Here is a 15,289-nt window from a genome sequence, read left to right as displayed (position 1 = left end):
TTCTAGAGCCGGGCCGTACAGCTCCGGCACTTGGGAGGCGCCACCGGCCGCACATCGCTCCAGCCCGCCTTCCTGATGATCTCGGCTTCCCACGCAACGCCCTCGGGACTCAGCCCCTGTATCCCGAGCAACTGTCCAGTCCTGGGGTCGATCACCAGCTGACCTCCCTGGTACTGGAGAGCCAGCCCGTTGAGCCCAAACGTGCCGGGTACCTCGTCGACCACCTTGATGCCCGGCGCCTTCGCCAGGAGAAGGTAAGCGGCGGCCCTGGTGCCGGGCGTCGCCGGTGAATTGATGAGCCGCTTGACGGCCCCCGCGAGCCACGGCTCGCGCTCAGCGGCCCCCTGAGGGTCGTAACTTGCCAGCAGCCGCGCCCTGAGCGCCGCCGGCTCTTTGGGGAGGTTCCGCAGTTCCGTCATCGTCGGCTTCAACCCCTCGGCGAGCTCCAGCCCCAGCTTCAGGTCCGTCGAGGAGTACGCGGGCATGTTCTTGTCGCACCCCCGTGCGGGGCACAGCTTGGGCGAGCCGTCCCGTCGCCACGCCTTCAGGCCCTTGGCCGTGTACGGCTTCGACGACACCGGCTCGCGCCAGCCATAGACCTCGCGGCTGGGCCCGAAGGCGAGCACCTCCATGGCCCGTTCCTCCACCTCCATGGCCCGTATCTCGGCCTTGTAGTTGTACTCGGTCTTCGTCCGCATGACCTCCTCGGTGTCACGTCGCCAAAAACGACCCTTCGCCTCCGGTGTCGCCGCCAGCCTGGCGGCCGCGGCTTCCAGCTTCTGCATGGGCGTGACCGCGACAGGCTGCACCGCAGGCCGAGGTACGAGAACCGTCACGGCGCCGACCACGAGCGCCACGGCCGCCGCCACGAGCGCCATGCCCGTCCACGACCTCCTGCGCACCCGTGCCCTGGACGCAGGAGGAATCGGTGCGGCTGCGAATACCCGCGCCCGCGCCGCCGCCAGTTGGCCGGCCGACGGGGTCGGCGTGTCGGGCATCAGCGAGTCGATGACCTGGAACTCGTTCATTCCAACCCCTCACGAAGCTTGGTCCTGGCCCTGCTCAACCGGGACGCGACCGTCCCCGGGGCGATTCCGAGCGCCGCCGCCACCTCGTCGTACCTCAGCCCGGCGTACGCGATGAGCAGCACCACATCGCGCTCCCCCTGTGACAGCCGCGCCAGCGCCCCCGCCAGCCGGTCGACCGTCACCTTCGCGGTGAGCCAGTCCACGATCCGCTGATCGTGTCCTTCGTCGTCAGGTGGCGGCCCCGTCCGGGCTATGGCACGGTACCTCCGCACCTCGGCACGCCGATGCCGGCCGATGAGGTTGGTGGCGATGCCGTACAGCCACGGCCTGACCTCGCCTACGGCCGAGTCGAAGCGGTCGCGCTGTCTGAAGGCGATGAGGAACGTCTCCGCCGCCAGGTCTTCGGCTACGTCGAGGGCGAGCCTGCGGCCGATGTAGCGCCAGATCTCCTCGTAATGGGCTTCGAAGATGGCCTCGAAGACGCCAGGAGCAGTGATCACACCCTTGCTTGCCCGCAAGCGTGCGATTCTTCCAGAAAATCTTGAGTTGGCGTCGCAGAGGGATGGCGTCCCGGAAACACAGGCCAAGCCAAACGTTGACTTAATCTCCGTTGAGGACCTGCGTCATCCACTCCAGCGATCCCGTGCTGAGCACCTCGTCCGCGAGGCGCTTCGCGGAGGTCACACCCGGCTGGACTGGCGACGTCCGCACCAGGCTCTCGAACGGGTACGTCATGTGGCCTGGACCTGTTCTTGCCGGGCCACGGTGCACGAGCTGTGCGAGGGCGGCGGGCAGGCGTTCATCCGGCGGACCGTCCAACTCGACGGCACCCCCGAGGTCCGCAAGACCTCGCCGTGCTCGATCCATGAAGCTGGGGCGATCTGGACGGCGTTGCTGTCCGGGCAAGCCCGATAAACCGGGCGTGGCGGCGTGGGATCTGGAGGGACGGCGCCGCCACGCCCGCCAGAGGTCACGGGGTCACCCCGCGAATCCTCGGCCTATTCCTCCCCGGCGCTTGGGCGGTACGTGCTGGTCGGGACCGTGGCAAAGAGCCGCAGCGCGGTCCAACGACCGCCCGACGCGCAGCGGGCGCCCGTCGGCGGGCACGCCCTCGATCATGTAGAAAAAGTCGTCGCTGTAGCTACTAGCGACACCACCCCGGGGGTAGATCGTTCGGCCCTCGAGTCCACCACCATCGGGTCTCGTTCCCCTCCGCGAGGGGCCGCCAGTACCGTGCGAGCTGAGCGCCGCCGTCCTCGTGCGTCACGGCGCGATAGCGCTCGTCGAGGCGATCCAGCGTGCGGGTGAGCTTCGTGTGAGCCGTTCCTTGCAGAGCCTCGCAATACTCTTCCAGACCATCCCGGACAGTCAGGTCATTGAGGTACGTGTAGACAAAGTCCTGGCCTGGCCACCCATCCTCCATGTCGTTGATCAAGTCCTCCCATATCGCGAAAGAGGAGAGAACGCCGTAGATTGGATCCTTTGCCTGCGCCGCCTGTTCGGGCGTCCGGCCCTCCTTCTTCACGGCGAGGCGCTGAAGATCGAGGACCCTGATCATCTGACGTTCGTCGGGAGTGAGGCTTCCGGCCAGAGCCTCCGTCTCACTGCCACGCCGCGTAAGGCGAATCATTACTCCCCGTCGCTGATTGTCAGACCGACGGGGCAGGTCACGCCCGTCCCGCCGATCCCGCAGTAGCCGTTTTGCCGCAATATCCCAACGAGTCACTCATATTGGACCGACCCCAGTTAGGTGCGCCGCGAACCAATCACCATTCTCCTGGCAGGTGGGATCGCGAAGAGCAGGCCAACTGCTGCGGCCCACACGAGGAGAATGAAGATCGGATTACTACCGAACACGAGTCCCACAGCGTAGAAGACGACGAAGTAGAGGACGACTGCGGCGATAACCCCACGTAGAAACCGCACGACATCAACCCTACGTCGAGAAGAGGGAAACGGGCCGTGTCCAGAATCTCAGCCGCCTGCCGGATCAGGTGTCATGGGTGATCACAGGGACTTCAGGCCCCGCATGATCAGGTCGGTGGCGTGACGCCAGGAAGCCACAGCCTCCTCCTCTGACCGGCCCAGGCTGTGGCTGGCGAGCCCGGTCGCCTGGACGGCTCCCATCAGCGCGCCCACCGCGGCCGCGCGGCCAGCATGATCCCGCGCGTGAACCGCTCGATCCGCAGGTCGGACAGCTGCCGGTCGCCCGAGGCGATCAGCACGCCGAGGAGGTGTCACCCCCGTAGGTGAGCAAGAAGCTCGTCTCCAACGGGATATGAGCGTTCCTGGGGCAGCAGCCGGGCGGCGGAGTCCAGGTCACCGCCGCTGACGAGGGCGTGTATCTCGTGGGCGAGCGGGGTCATGTCGCGGATGGCGACCGTCCATTCGTCGGCGTAGCGTCGTACGGCCTCGCCCGAGAGGCCGAGTTGCAGGGATCGGTAGGGAAGAGGCTGCAAACGCAGGCCCCGCTCGGGGTCCCACTGCACGCGGGCGGGGGCGCGCTTCAACTGAAGCTGCCAGGTTTCGCGGTCGGGGTGTACGCCGCGCACGTAGGTCGACAGACACGCGTGCCGCAGCGCCCATTCGAAGCCGTCACGGTTGATCTCGACGGCGAGAACGGTCTCCTGCCCCGGCTTGGCGCCCCAGCCGCACCGGTACATCATCCACAGGAACGACGGCTTGATCCACGTCATCCTGTTCCGTTTCCACGCGGCAGGGAAACGGCCGTCGCGGATGGCGGGCAGGCCGATTTCCGGGTCGTACGCCTGGTAGACGGTGATCGTTGAGTCCGAATAGGCGGCACGGATCCCGCGTTGCGGTTGTTCCATGGGGTACAAGCGTGAGGGCGGACGGCTCAGACGGCCAGCGAATTTTCGGATGGCCGTTCACCGTGACGGAGAGACCGTGCGGATTGCCGGTGCCGCGACCCACCGCGCCGGCTCCTTGTCCGTGGCTTGCGGCCGCGCGGGCACGGAATCGCTCGGAACCCTCGCGCGTTGAGAAGAGCGGGCAGGCATGGGATGCCGGTGGTGCCCAAGCGACCGAGCTGAGAGATCGTGGAGGGGGTCGTCATGGCTACGCAGACGCAGAGGGCCGTGCTGGCAGGCGGATGCTTCTGGGGGATGGAAGAGCTGATCCGCCGCCTTCCGGGTGTGACGGCGACCCGGGTCGGATACACCGGGGGTGACGTGCCGAACGCGACGTACCGTAACCACGGGACGCACGCGGAGGCCATCGAGATCCTCTTCGACCCCGAGACGACCGATTACCGCGCGATCCTGGAGTTCTTCTTCCAGATCCACGACCCGAGCACCAAGAATCGCCAGGGCAACGACATCGGTCTCAGCTACCGTTCGGCGATCTACTACGTGGACGACGAGCAGAAGCGGATCGCCGAGGACACGATCGCCGATGTGGACGCCTCCGGACTCTGGCCGGGCAAGGTCGTCACCGAGGTGGAGCCGGTCGGCCCCTTCTGGGAGGCCGAGCCCGAGCACCAGGACTACCTGCAGCATTACCCGAACGGCTACACCTGCCACTTCCCGCGTCCGGGATGGCGGCTGCCCGCCCGCACGGAGGGCTGACCCCGTTCAGCCGTCGGTCGTGGTGCGCAGATACCGCCGGCCCAGAACCCCGGATCAGATCATGATGGGCATGTGGAGCGCGTGCCCGAGCTGTTCCAGTGCCCCCGTAGGGCCGTCGGTCCCTGTAGGCGTCGGCTGGGGCGGCCAGCTGAGTCAGTGCCAGGTTTCCGGCGTCATGAAGCAGACCGGTCAGCCCGGCGCCGGCCAGCGTGACCAGATACGGCCTTGACGTCTCGGCCGGGCGAGCGGCCATCACCAGCCCGGCCGCGGCTCGGCCTGCCACTGCGCCAGATCGCCGATCTGCTGGACGCTCCCGAGCCGCAGCTGCGGCAGGCGCTGACCGAGATCGTGGCGAACATCAGGCGTGACATCGCCACGCTGGCCGCGACCGCGGCTCACGCCGAGGACCACCTCGCCGTGCCGATGTCGATCCTGCCTCAGCGGACCGCAGCGAATTCGCGTCGACTCCGCGTCCGCCGCATGCGTCTCAACCATCCCGACGAACTGGCCGCCGTCTGCCCGGCGCCACCGGCGACCCTACTGACCAGAGGTCAATCTACGTGGGGGTAGGCGCGCTCTAGGTAGTCGTTGAGCTGTCGCCATTGCGTGGGGTGGATGTCCAGCGAATGAAGATCACCAGGGGCCACCCAGCGCACGTCGCTGGCCTCATCGTTGGCCCCCGGCCGACCACCGACCGGGCGGGCGATCAGCATCACCTCGTACTCCTGCCGGATCTCGCCATCGGTGTAGGCCACGATGTGACCAGGGTCGGAGTAGATGCCCAGGATGCCCACCGGCTCGACGCGGACGCCAGTCTCCTCTTCGGTCTCCCGCACGGCGCACTGAGACGGTGTCTCCCCGATCTCCATCTTGCCCATGGGCAGAGCCCACTGACCGGTGTCGCGTCGGCACTGCATCAGGATGCGCCCCGCGTCGTCCACCGTGACCGTCCCGCAGGCGGGTACCAGGCTGTTCGCCTTCGGCGCGTCCGGGTCGTTCCAGTGCTCGACTCGCCCCATGAGCTGCCTTTCAGATCTTCGCGCCGGACCACGGCACTGCCTCGGCCCAGACGCGCTCGAACGATGACATGTAGTGGTCCGCTATCGTCCCGCCGTCGAGGCGGCGAAAGTGGAAGGTCGGGTTGGCCGACGCTGGTTCACCGCACGCGTGTGGGTTGACCAGGATGTCGTCGTCGTAGCGGAACAGTGAGGCATACAACGTGGTGGAGTGCAGCCGCATCTCGCAGCCATCCAGGTCGGGCAGCGCCCGGTAGTAGGTCAGGGATGAGCGTATCTTGGCGGCCAGCGTCCCCCCGAGACCCTCTTCATGGTCACGCGTGTCGACGGGCTGAGCGTTGGGATCACCGAAGCACAACCTGATCGCGACACCACGTTCCACCGTCTCTCTGAGCAACCGTGCGATCTTGGGCTGCGTCTGGGCGTAGAACGTCCCTGAGAAGACCAGCACGTCCACCTTCTCCTGAGCATCGCTGAGAAGTCGCAGCCACAGTTCGCGTGGCACGCTGGCGCGATCGGGGAAGACCTCGACCAGCTCCGACCGGTTCGCCCTGCCTCGGCGCTCCTGGCTGCTTTCCAGCACGTCGGGCCACAGGTAGGTCTCGTCGGCAGTAAGCAACTTCGCAGCCGCCCACCGGTGCCGGCGGTGCGGGACCCGACCGGTGTTGATCCACCGCTCCACCGTCTTCGGCTCGACGCCACACGTCTCAGCCAGGTCTTCCATGCCCACACCATGACGGAGCATCGCTGTGCGTAGTCGCTCGTTCACGCACTCCAGTGGACGCGAACACCCCGGGACGTTTCAAGTCCATCCAGGGACGTTTCTCGGTAACCCAACACGTCCCGACGATGGGCTCCGGCGCAGTTCAAAGGTCCCGTCCGCCCGGCTTCACTTGGACTCACTGGTACCGCCGTCACTGGAGGTAGGTGGATGTACCCACAGCACGCGCTGTCCGACCCTGAGGTCGCCACATCGCTGGACGCTGCCGAGCAGTTGCGGCGGGAGTTGAGGCACCTCAACATCCTTAGCGACGTACACGACGGCTACGGGATCGCACTCGTCTCGGTGTGGGTCGGACTCATCGTCTGGTGCCACCATGACGGGTTCTGGTGGCGTACAGGCTGGGAACCGAACCGGAAGCGCGCCGTCTACGCCTGCCACCCACTCCTGGAGCCCGGAAGAGCAGCCCACCGCGTCGCCTTCCGCTACGCAGAGGTGCGCAGGTCTCACCCACTCTCACCGATGATCGATGGAGCACAGCCGTGCCGGTGACCTTGGAGCAGGTGGTCAGGCGCTTCCCTGGGTGGCAGATCTATGACCTGGCCGGTGGTTGGACGGCCATCCGCGTGAGCCTGGTCCCACAGAGCAGCAACCTCAACAACGTTCGCTGCGGAAAGACTATGGAAGAGCTGGTTAGGCACCTGGAGGCCGAGATCAGGGCAACGAACGCCGGCAAAATGGCTTGAAACCTCCCCCGTAACCATTTGCGCAGCAGCACCGGGCGAGCGCATTAGACGACCACTCCCTCGATCTCCCCATAGTCGCCACTCGTAAAACCGCCAAAAAGGCTGCCCTATAACACTAGGCACGGTCTCCGTAAAGTAAGGAGAGCGTTCTGCCGAGCGCCATTTTGCTAGCCCTCTGCTGCCTGCCGGCTAATTCTGTCGGAGCCGCCGCTTAACCTCGCTCCATGGTTTCCGTCAGATCGCATTGGCGATATCTCAAAAGCGGCAAGCGGACACGAGTGAGGGCTCACACTCGAAACTCCCCCACCGCCGACACCACCGACTCCGACTCCTCAGGCGCGATCGTGCTCGTAGCTCTGATCATCGGCTTTGTTCTCCTATCAGGCGGTGTCGCGGCCGTCGCGGGCTCCTCCCGCGCAGAGGGGAACACAGACAACGCACCCCGCCCGGTAGCCTCCAATCCGATCACGCTCCCGCCAGGCCCCAAGGGGCAACTCGCGGAGGCACTTCGCAGCGCTCGACCAAAAAGCGGGCTGTCGATAAACCAGGTTAGTGCGCGAACGGGAATATCCACATGGGCGCTTGAGGGGTTTGAACGAGCGCAGGTTATTCCCAATGCGAGCGATCTCAAGGATCTCACTCCGCTCTACGGGCTGACCGGCGAGCAATGGACCATACTCGAGGCCACAAGATCCGATATCGTTCGCCGACCATAGAATCTGTCCATGAACAGGGCCGCTTACCGGAGATCGCGCTTCGCGGCGACGCAGACGCGGAAGCATCCGTGGCGATCTCGCCGTAGCCCGGCCTCTTCAGGACCTCCTGGTACGCCTCCCGCGACGCCTCCGCCGCCTTCTGCTGCTCCGGCGAGCGCCAGTAGATCGCCGAGCGGTACTGGGTGCCGGCGTCGTTGCCCTGGCGCATGCTCTGCGTCGGGTCGTGAACCTGCCAGAAGACGCGCTCGGCGCCCCAGAAGCAGCCCAGGCCGAAGTCGGCGATCTCCGTGCCCACGGGGTACGTCGGGGCCAGGGGCGCGTCCAGGATCGCGTGTCGCGCCGGGACCGGCATCTCCGTGGAACGCCCGGTCAGAGCGTCAGCGGGACTGACCATCGATGTCTTGTCGCCGCCGAACAGCCAACCCACCGAGCCACCCCCGGACAGCCCCGCTACCTTTTAGCAGTCCTACATATTTCCGTACAGCAATACGCATTTGTGTTTAAAGGTGGTAATGCCCGAAACTGGACTACATGCCTGACCTGAGGCGCGGTGTGCTGTTCGGGGCTGCCGCCTACACGATGTGGGGATTGTTCCCCCTGTACTGGCCGCTGCTCAAGCCGTCAGGAGCCGTTGAGATCCTCGCGCACCGCATGGCCTGGTCACTGGTCGCGGTCCTGGTGGTGCTGGCCGTGCGGCGCCACTGGTCCTGGATGAGAGAGCTGCTCAAGGAGCCCAGGAAGCTCGCGCTGCTGACGCTGGCCGCCGTGATCGTCACCGTCAACTGGGGCGTGTACATCTATGCCGTCAACGCCGGTCAGGTGGTCGAGAGCGCCCTGGGGTACTTCATCAATCCGCTGATCAGCGTGTTGTTCGGGGTTGTGCTGCTCAAGGAGCGCCTCAGGCGGCTGCAGTGGGTGGCGGTGGGGTTCGGGACACTCGCCGTGCTCGTGCTGACCATCGACTACGGCCGGCCGCCGTGGATCGCGCTCGCGCTGGCCGTCAGCTTCGGTCTGTACGGGCTGGTCAAGAAGCAGGCGAACGTGGGCGCGGCCGAGAGCCTCACCGTCGAGACCCTGGTGCTGCTCACCCCCGCGCTGGGCTACATCCTCTATCTCAGCCTGACCGGGCAGTCCACGTTCGGAACCGAGGGGCTCGGCCACGCGGCGCTCCTGGTCGGGGCGGGCGTGATCACGGCGGTGCCGCTGCTGTGCTTCACCGCCGCCGCCATTCGGGTGCCGCTCAGCACGATCGGCTTGCTTCAGTACATCGCGCCGGTCCTGCAGTTCCTGTGCGGGGTGCTGGTGGCGAAGGAGACGATGCCGGCCAGCCGCTGGATCGGGTTCTCGATCGTGTGGCTGGCCCTGGCCGTCTTCACTTACGACAGCATCCGTACGGCCCGCGCCACACGGGCCGCGATCCGGAGATCACCCAGAACGCTCGACAACGTAGTCACATAGCGCCAAAAATGCGTTCTTGGCGGGGATGTCTGGGAGGCTGGAAAGGTCGGTACGAGCCCGGTTCACCCAGGCATCCAGCTCGGCCCGCGCCTGTCCCATGGCCGGGTGCGCCCGCAGCAGCGTCAGCGCCTCGTCCAGGTCCGACTCGGCCACCGGCCCCGACAGCAACTCCGCCAGCCGCGAGGACGGGTCCGAGGCCAGAGCGTAGAGCACCGGCAGCGTCCGGATACCCTCCCGAAGATCCGTCCCAGGCGTCTTGCCCGACTCCGTCGAGGTGGACGCCACGTCGAGCAGGTCGTCCCCCAGTTGCCAGGCCACCCCGACGGCCTCGCACGCCCGGCTGAGCCGCTCCTCGACGTCGGAAGGCGCCCCGGACAGCAGCGCCCCGAACCGGCCGGAGGCCGCGATCAGGGACCCCGTCTTGTCCGCGAGCACGCTGATGTAGTGCGCCACCGGGTCCTCTTCGCCGCGCGGCCCGATGGTCTCGCGGATCTGACCCTGCACGAGGCGGGAGAAGGTCTGGGCCTGTACGCGGATGAGCTCCGGCCCGAGGTCGGCCAGGAGGTCGGACGCCTGGGCGAACAGATAGTCACCGGTGAGGATGGCCACGGTGTTGTCCCACCGGGCGTTGGCCGACGGCGAACCCCGGCGTACCGGAGCCTCGTCCATGACGTCGTCGTGGTAGAGCGACCCGAGATGGGTCAGCTCGATGACCACGGCGCCGGGCACGACACCCGGCGCCGACGGATCCCCGAACTGGGCCGCCAGCAGCACCATCAGCGTACGGAAGCGCTTGCCCCCGGCCTCGATGAGGTGCTTGGACGCCTCCGTGACGAAGGCGTCCTCGCTCTCCACCGACGAACGCAGCAGCTTCTCGACGGCGGCCAGTCCGTTGGCCACGTCCTGCGCCAACCGTTCGTCCTCAATGGGAAGGTCAACCACGGGAGGCGCGGACATACAGATCCCCTTATCTGATGAACAGGCCGGATGCAGCCTGGTTGGCGAGGTCGAGCATGGGCTGCGGGAAGAGCCCGACTCCTACCGTAATCAGCAGCGCGATGGCGATGACGGCCACGGTCCCCATACTGGGCACCGCGATCGAGGGGCCGTCGGCCGCCGGGTCGCTGAAGAACATCAGGACGATGACGCGCACGTAGAAGAACGCGGCGATCGCGGAGGCGACGACGCCCAGCACGACCAGCCCGGTCATCCAGCCCCCGAGCGAGTCACCGGCCTCGGACCCACTGGCCAGCGCGGCGGCGAACACGGCGTACTTGCCGAAGAAGCCGCTGGTCAGCGGGATGCCGGCGAAGGCCAGCAGGAAGAACGCGAAGATGCCCGCCAGGATCGGCGAGCGCTTGCCCAGCCCGGCCCAGCGCGACAGGTGGCCCGCCTCGCCGCCGGGGTCGCGGACCATCGTGACCACCGCGAAGGCGCCGACCGTGGTGATGCTGTAGACGAGCAGGTAGAACATGATCGCTGACAGCGACTTGGCGTTCTGCGCGCTCTTGTCGAACGTGGCCATGACGCCGATCAGCAGGAAGCCCGCGTGCGCGATCGAGGAGTAGGCCAGCATGCGCTTGATGTCGGTCTGCGTGATCGCCAGGATCGCGCCGACCACCATCGTCAGAGCCGCCACGGCCCACATGACCGGACGCCAGTCCCAGTCCAGGTTGCCCAGCGCCACCCAGAACACCCGCAGCACGGCGCCCACGGCCGCGACCAGCGTGCCGGAGGCCATGAGCGCGGTGATGGGCGTCGGAGCGCCCTGGTAGACGTCCGGCTTCCACGCCTGGAACGGCGCCGCGCCGATCTTGAACAGCAGGCCGACGCCGAGCAGCGAGACTCCGAGCAGCAGGATCGGGTCGAGCAGCGAGCCGGTGGCCAGAGCCTTGTTGATGCCGGTGAACGACACGGTCCCGGCGTAGCCGTAGATCATGGCCGTGCCGTACAGGAAGAAGGCCGAGGAGAACGCGCCGAGCAGGAAGTACTTCATCGACGCCTCCTGCGACAGCAGGCGGCGCCGGCGGGCCAGGCCGCACAGCAGGTACAGCGGCAGCGACATGACCTCAAGGCCGACGAACATGGTCAGCAGGTCGTGCGAGGCGGGGAAGAGCAGCATGCCGCCCACCGCGAACAGGACCAGCGGGTAGACCTCGGTGTGCGAGCCACCGGCGGCCTCGGCCTCCTCCTCGTCGGCGCTGCCCGGCACGGCCGCCGCCGAGGCGACGAAGTGGCCCTCGTCGTTGATCATCAGCACGCAGACGAACGACAGGACGAGGATGACGCCCCAGATGAACAGCGAGGGTCCGTCGACCGCGACCGCGCCCATGGCGACCGGCGCCGTCGGCACGGCGCCCTTGAGCACCTGCACGATGACCAGCGCGAACGCGCCGGCCAGGGACAGCAGGGTGAGGGGTACGTGGATCGACTTGCGCATGTAGCGCGGCGCGAACGCCTCTACGAGCACACCGACGACGGCCGCGCCGAAGACCAGCAGCATCGGCGCCAGCGTGCCGTATTCGATGGTCGGCGCCACGACAGCGTCGTTCACTGGCCGGCCCCCTTCTCAGCGATAGCCGGGTTGTCCACTTTCACGTTGACCAGCGTCTGGGTGACCGTGGGGTTGATCACGTCGAGCAGCGGCTTGGGGAAGAAGCCGAAGCCGATGATCAGCGCGATGAGCGGCGCCAGGACGACGATCTCGCGCACGTTCAGGTCCTTGAAGGCCTTCACCGGCTCGGCGGTCGGCCCGTTGAGCGCCCGCTGCACCATCCACAGGATGTAGACGGCGGCCAGGATCACGGCCAGCGCCGAGACGATCGCCGCGACCGCGAGCGCACCGGACCCGAAGGCGGAGCTGGTGTAGGTGCCGATCATCACCATGAACTCGCTGACGAACGACGACAGCCCCGGCAGCGAGAGCCCGGCCAGACCGGCGATCAGGAAGAAGCCCGCGAGCAGCGGGGCGACCTTCTGGACGCCTCCGTAGTCGGCGATGTGCGGCGAGCCGCGCCGGGCGATGAGGAACCCGGCGGCCAGGAACAGCGCGCCGGTGGCGAAGCCGTGGTTGACCATGTAGAGCGCGGCACCGGACTGCGACACCTGCGACATGGCGAACACGCCCATCACGATGAAGCCGAAGTGCGAGATCGACGTGTAGGCGATGAGCCGCTTCATGTCGGTCTGCCCGATGGCCACGATCGCGCCGTAGATGATGCTGATGACCGCGAGGACCACGATCGGCATCGTGAACGCCTTGGCCGCGTCGGGGAACAGCTCCAGGCAGAAGCGGAGCATGCCGAACGTACCGACCTTGTCGAGCACGCCCACGAGCAGCACGGCGGCGCCGGCCGGAGCCTGCGCGGCCGCGTCGGGCAGCCAGGTGTGCACCGGCCAGAGCGGCGCCTTGATCGCGAAGGCGATGAAGAAGCCGGCGAACAGCCACTTCTGCGTCGCGGGGTCCTGGATGACGCCGACGAGCTCGGGGAACATGAACGTGCCCTTGCCCGCGACCACGTACAGCGCGATGACCGCGACCAGCATGAGCAGGCCGCCGAACAGCGAGTACAGCAGGAACTTGACGGCCGCGTACGACCGCTGCACGCCGCCGTACGACCCGATCATGAAGTACATCGGGATCAGCATGGCTTCGAAGAAGACGTAGAACAGGAAGATGTCGGTCGCCGCGAAGACACCGATCATCATCGCTTCCAGCACCAGCAGCAGCGAGAAGTACGTCTTGACCGACCGCTTCGGGGTGATCAGCGTGCCGTCGGCGCTCTGCGTGCCGTCGGCGTCGTGCCAGGAGGCGAGCACCACGATCGGCACCAGCACCGCCGACAGCGCGATCAGCACGAGCGCGATGCCGTCGACGCCGACCCCGAACTTCACGCCGAAGCTCGGGATCCAGTCGTAGACCGCCTGGAACTGGAACCTGGGGCCGCCCGTCTTGAACTGGACCGCCATCACGAGCGTCAGCGCCAGCACGACCAGGGACACCAGCAGCGTGGCCTGCTTGGCCAGCTTGTCACTGCCCTTGGGAAGCAGGGCCACCACGATGGCGCCCAGGACGGGCACCGCCATGAGTATCGGGAGCCAGGGTGACATCAGATGTTCCCAACGAGGAGCAGGGCGCCTGCCAGGAGGGCAGCACCGAACAGGATGGACAGCGCGTAGGATCTGGCGAAGCCCGTCTGGATCCGCCTGAGACGCCCCGAGGTCCCGCCGATGCCCGCCGCCAGGCCGTTGACCAGCCCGTCGATGCCGCGGTTGTCGAAGTACACCGCGAAGCGGGTCAGCCACTGGCCGGGGCGCATGAACAGGGACTCGTTGAGCGCGTCGCCGTAGAGGTCACGACGGGCGAACGTGGTGAGGAAGGAGCCGCGCGGCGCCACGGCGGGCACCTCGGCCCTGCCGTACCTGACCCACGCGAAGCCCGCCCCGACAGCGACCAGCGCCAGCGTGGCGAGACCGGGGACGCTGGTCCAGTGGAAGGTCGGCAGCTCCTCGGGCAGACCCACGGCCGGACCCAAGAACTTCATCAGCGTGTTGCTGAGGATCAGGTAGCCACCCAGGAAGATCGAGCCGATCGACAGGATGATCAGCGGCCAGGTCATGACGGCTGGCGACTCGTGCGGGTGCGCATCCTTCTCCCAGCGCTTCTCCCCGAAGAAGGTCATGAAGACCATCCGCGACATGTAGAAGCCGGTGATGCCCGCCCCCAGCACGGCCAGCCAGCCAAGCACCTGGTTGTGTTCCACGGCGGTCTCGATGATGCCGTCCTTCGTGAAATATCCGGACAGCAGCGGGAACCCGATGATCGCCAGGTAGCCGATGAAGAACGTCACGAAGGTCACCGGCATGTACTTGCGCAGCCCGCCGTACTTCCGCATGTTCACTTCGTCGTTCATGCCATGCATGACCGAACCGGCACCAAGGAACATGTCGGCCTTGAAGAAGCCGTGCGTGATCAGGTGCCCGATCGCGAAGGCGTAGCCCGCCGGGCCGAGGCCCGCGCCGAGCATCATGTAGCCGATCTGCGACATCGTCGAGCCGGCCAGGCCCTTCTTGATGTCGTCCTTCGCGCAACCGATGATGGCACCGGCCAGCAGCGTGGCCGCGCCGACGATCGAGACTGCGAGCGCCTGCGCCGAGTCCGGCGGGAAGAAGAACGCACCGGAGCGGACCACCAGGTAGACCCCGGCGGTGACCATGGTCGCGGCGTGGATGAGGGCCGAGACCGGGGTCGGGCCCTCCATCGCGTCCAGCAACCACGACTGCAGCGGGAGCTGCGCCGACTTACCGCAGGCGCCGAGGAGCAGTAGCAGGCCGATCGCGGTGATCGCGCCGCCGGACGGCGGGCTCTTGGCGATCTGCGCGCCCAAGTCGCTGAAGGTCAGCGTGTGGAACGTGGCCAGGATGATGAACATCCCGACCAGCAGGCCGAAGTCACCGACGCGGTTGACGACGAACGCCTTCTTGGCCGCGACCGCCGCCGAGGGCTTGAACTGCCAGAACCCGATGAGCAGGTACGAGGCCAGGCCCACGCCCTCCCAGCCGATGAACAGCCCGACGTAGTTGTCGGCCAGCACCAGCAGGAGCATCGCGGCGACGAAGAGGTTCAGATAGGAGAAGAACCGGCGCCGCTCGGCGTCGTGCGACATGTAGCCGATCGAGTAGATGTGGATCAGCGATCCGACACCGGTGATCAGCAGCGCGAAGCTGATCGACAGCGGGTCGATCAGCAACCCCATGTCGACCATGCCGGGAATGAACTCATACAGATGTACGGCCTGACGGCGCTGTTCAGCCGGTAGGCCGATGATCTCAAGGAAGGTCAGCACCGCCACGACGAACGAGGCGAGGGACATGGCCACGCCCAGCAGATGGCCCCACCGGTTCGTCATGCGTCCGAGGATCAGCAGGATCGCCGCACCCAGCAACGGGAAGGCGATCATCAGCCAAGAGGCCCCGATCATGCCGCCGGCGGTGTGCTGGACGATCTCAACAGGAGA

18 protein-coding genes are annotated in these 15,289 nt (G+C 66.7%); 7 read left to right on the top strand and 11 right to left on the bottom strand.

Annotated elements, in window-relative coordinates:
- Window positions 1-2 precede the first annotated feature (2 nt).
- Complete coding sequence (locus AB0B64_RS27185; RefSeq protein ID WP_357954726.1) at window positions 3-1,028, bottom strand: CU044_5270 family protein; 1,026 nt, start codon at window positions 1,026-1,028, stop codon at window positions 3-5.
- Window positions 1,025-1,528 (bottom strand): RNA polymerase sigma factor, encoded by a 504-nt coding sequence (locus AB0B64_RS27180; RefSeq protein WP_357954724.1) that lies wholly within the window; start codon window positions 1,526-1,528, stop codon window positions 1,025-1,027. Before AB0B64_RS27180 ends, AB0B64_RS27185 begins: the two co-directional genes overlap by 4 nt.
- On the opposite strand from AB0B64_RS27180, the gene AB0B64_RS27175 reads away from it, so the two are divergent.
- Window positions 1,521-1,943: a hypothetical protein gene (locus AB0B64_RS27175; RefSeq protein ID WP_358180475.1), complete on the top strand. Its 423-nt coding sequence runs from the start codon at window positions 1,521-1,523 to the stop codon at window positions 1,941-1,943. The genes AB0B64_RS27180 and AB0B64_RS27175 overlap by 8 nt on opposite strands.
- A gap of 229 nt (window positions 1,944-2,172) precedes the next feature.
- Here the strand turns inward: AB0B64_RS27175 and AB0B64_RS27170 are convergent, their stop codons facing one another.
- The gene (locus AB0B64_RS27170; protein WP_358180472.1) at window positions 2,173-2,586 is read right to left on the bottom strand and encodes a hypothetical protein; all 414 of its coding nucleotides are present in this window, start codon (window positions 2,584-2,586) and stop codon (window positions 2,173-2,175) included.
- Window positions 2,587-3,265: 679 nt separating this feature from the next.
- Window positions 3,266-3,859 (bottom strand): DUF4291 domain-containing protein, encoded by a 594-nt coding sequence (locus AB0B64_RS27165; RefSeq protein WP_358180469.1) that lies wholly within the window; start codon window positions 3,857-3,859, stop codon window positions 3,266-3,268.
- Between the two features lie 243 nt (window positions 3,860-4,102).
- Between AB0B64_RS27165 and msrA the strand changes: the two genes are divergently transcribed.
- Both msrA and AB0B64_RS27155 read left to right on the top strand, forming a co-directional pair.
- Entirely contained in the window at window positions 4,103-4,615 is a 513-nt protein-coding gene (msrA, locus tag AB0B64_RS27160; protein ID WP_357954715.1) for a peptide-methionine (S)-S-oxide reductase MsrA, read from the top strand.
- Window positions 4,616-4,840: 225 nt separating this feature from the next.
- Window positions 4,841-5,185 carry a hypothetical protein gene (locus tag AB0B64_RS27155; protein ID WP_357954713.1) on the top strand — a complete coding sequence of 115 codons (345 nt, stop codon included), beginning with the start codon at window positions 4,841-4,843 and terminating at the stop codon, window positions 5,183-5,185.
- On the opposite strand, the gene AB0B64_RS27150 is transcribed toward AB0B64_RS27155, so the two are convergent.
- Window positions 5,167-5,634, bottom strand: a complete 468-nt coding sequence (locus AB0B64_RS27150; RefSeq protein WP_358180466.1) for an NUDIX domain-containing protein — start codon at window positions 5,632-5,634, stop codon at window positions 5,167-5,169. The genes AB0B64_RS27155 and AB0B64_RS27150 overlap by 19 nt on opposite strands.
- Before the next feature lie 10 nt (window positions 5,635-5,644).
- On the bottom strand, window positions 5,645-6,355 hold the full coding sequence (locus AB0B64_RS27145; protein WP_358180463.1) for an XRE family transcriptional regulator: 711 nt from the start codon (window positions 6,353-6,355) through the stop codon (window positions 5,645-5,647).
- 207 nt (window positions 6,356-6,562) lie between these two features.
- Here AB0B64_RS27145 and AB0B64_RS27140 point away from each other — a divergent pair, with 207 nt between their 5' ends.
- The 3 genes from AB0B64_RS27140 to AB0B64_RS27130 all read left to right on the top strand — a co-directional run bounded on the left by AB0B64_RS27140 (window position 6,563) and on the right by AB0B64_RS27130 (window position 7,814).
- A complete protein-coding gene (locus AB0B64_RS27140) occupies window positions 6,563-6,904 on the top strand; it encodes a hypothetical protein (RefSeq protein ID WP_357954707.1) in 342 nt (113 codons plus the stop codon).
- Window positions 6,895-7,098 carry a hypothetical protein gene (locus tag AB0B64_RS27135; protein WP_357954705.1) on the top strand — a complete coding sequence of 68 codons (204 nt, stop codon included), beginning with the start codon at window positions 6,895-6,897 and terminating at the stop codon, window positions 7,096-7,098. The genes AB0B64_RS27140 and AB0B64_RS27135 overlap by 10 nt, the downstream gene beginning before the upstream one ends.
- 224 nt (window positions 7,099-7,322) lie before the next feature.
- Window positions 7,323-7,814 (top strand): helix-turn-helix transcriptional regulator, encoded by a 492-nt coding sequence (locus AB0B64_RS27130; RefSeq protein ID WP_358180460.1) that lies wholly within the window; start codon window positions 7,323-7,325, stop codon window positions 7,812-7,814.
- Here the strand turns inward: AB0B64_RS27130 and AB0B64_RS27125 are convergent.
- Complete coding sequence (locus AB0B64_RS27125; protein ID WP_358180457.1) at window positions 7,735-8,241, bottom strand: peptide-methionine (S)-S-oxide reductase; 507 nt, start codon at window positions 8,239-8,241, stop codon at window positions 7,735-7,737. The genes AB0B64_RS27130 and AB0B64_RS27125 overlap by 80 nt on opposite strands.
- Window positions 8,242-8,345: 104 nt before the next feature.
- Between AB0B64_RS27125 and rarD the strand changes: the two genes are divergently transcribed.
- On the top strand, window positions 8,346-9,272 hold the full coding sequence (gene rarD, locus AB0B64_RS27120; protein WP_357954701.1) for an EamA family transporter RarD: 927 nt from the start codon (window positions 8,346-8,348) through the stop codon (window positions 9,270-9,272).
- Here rarD and AB0B64_RS27115 read toward each other — a convergent pair.
- Genes AB0B64_RS27115 through nuoL form a run of 4 tightly spaced genes read right to left on the bottom strand, consistent with a single transcriptional unit; the run spans window position 9,240 to window position 15,253 of the window.
- On the bottom strand, window positions 9,240-10,229 hold the full coding sequence (locus AB0B64_RS27115; protein ID WP_357954698.1) for a polyprenyl synthetase family protein: 990 nt from the start codon (window positions 10,227-10,229) through the stop codon (window positions 9,240-9,242). The genes rarD and AB0B64_RS27115 overlap by 33 nt on opposite strands.
- Before the next feature lie 10 nt (window positions 10,230-10,239).
- A complete protein-coding gene (nuoN, locus tag AB0B64_RS27110) occupies window positions 10,240-11,826 on the bottom strand; it encodes an NADH-quinone oxidoreductase subunit NuoN (protein WP_357954695.1) in 1,587 nt (528 codons plus the stop codon).
- Window positions 11,823-13,382: an NADH-quinone oxidoreductase subunit M gene (locus tag AB0B64_RS27105; RefSeq protein ID WP_357954693.1), complete on the bottom strand. Its 1,560-nt coding sequence runs from the start codon at window positions 13,380-13,382 to the stop codon at window positions 11,823-11,825. The genes nuoN and AB0B64_RS27105 overlap by 4 nt, the downstream gene beginning before the upstream one ends.
- On the bottom strand, window positions 13,382-15,253 hold the full coding sequence (gene nuoL, locus AB0B64_RS27100; RefSeq protein WP_358180690.1) for an NADH-quinone oxidoreductase subunit L: 1,872 nt from the start codon (window positions 15,251-15,253) through the stop codon (window positions 13,382-13,384). Before nuoL ends, AB0B64_RS27105 begins: the two co-directional genes overlap by 1 nt.
- Between the last annotated feature and the right edge of the window lie 36 nt (window positions 15,254-15,289).

Source organism: Nonomuraea sp. NPDC049129 (assembly GCF_040648495.1).
Lineage (GTDB): Bacteria > Actinomycetota > Actinomycetes > Streptosporangiales > Streptosporangiaceae > Nonomuraea.
The sequence above is the reverse complement of the archived record's forward strand: the minus strand, read 5'-3'. Positions and strand labels throughout refer to the sequence as shown.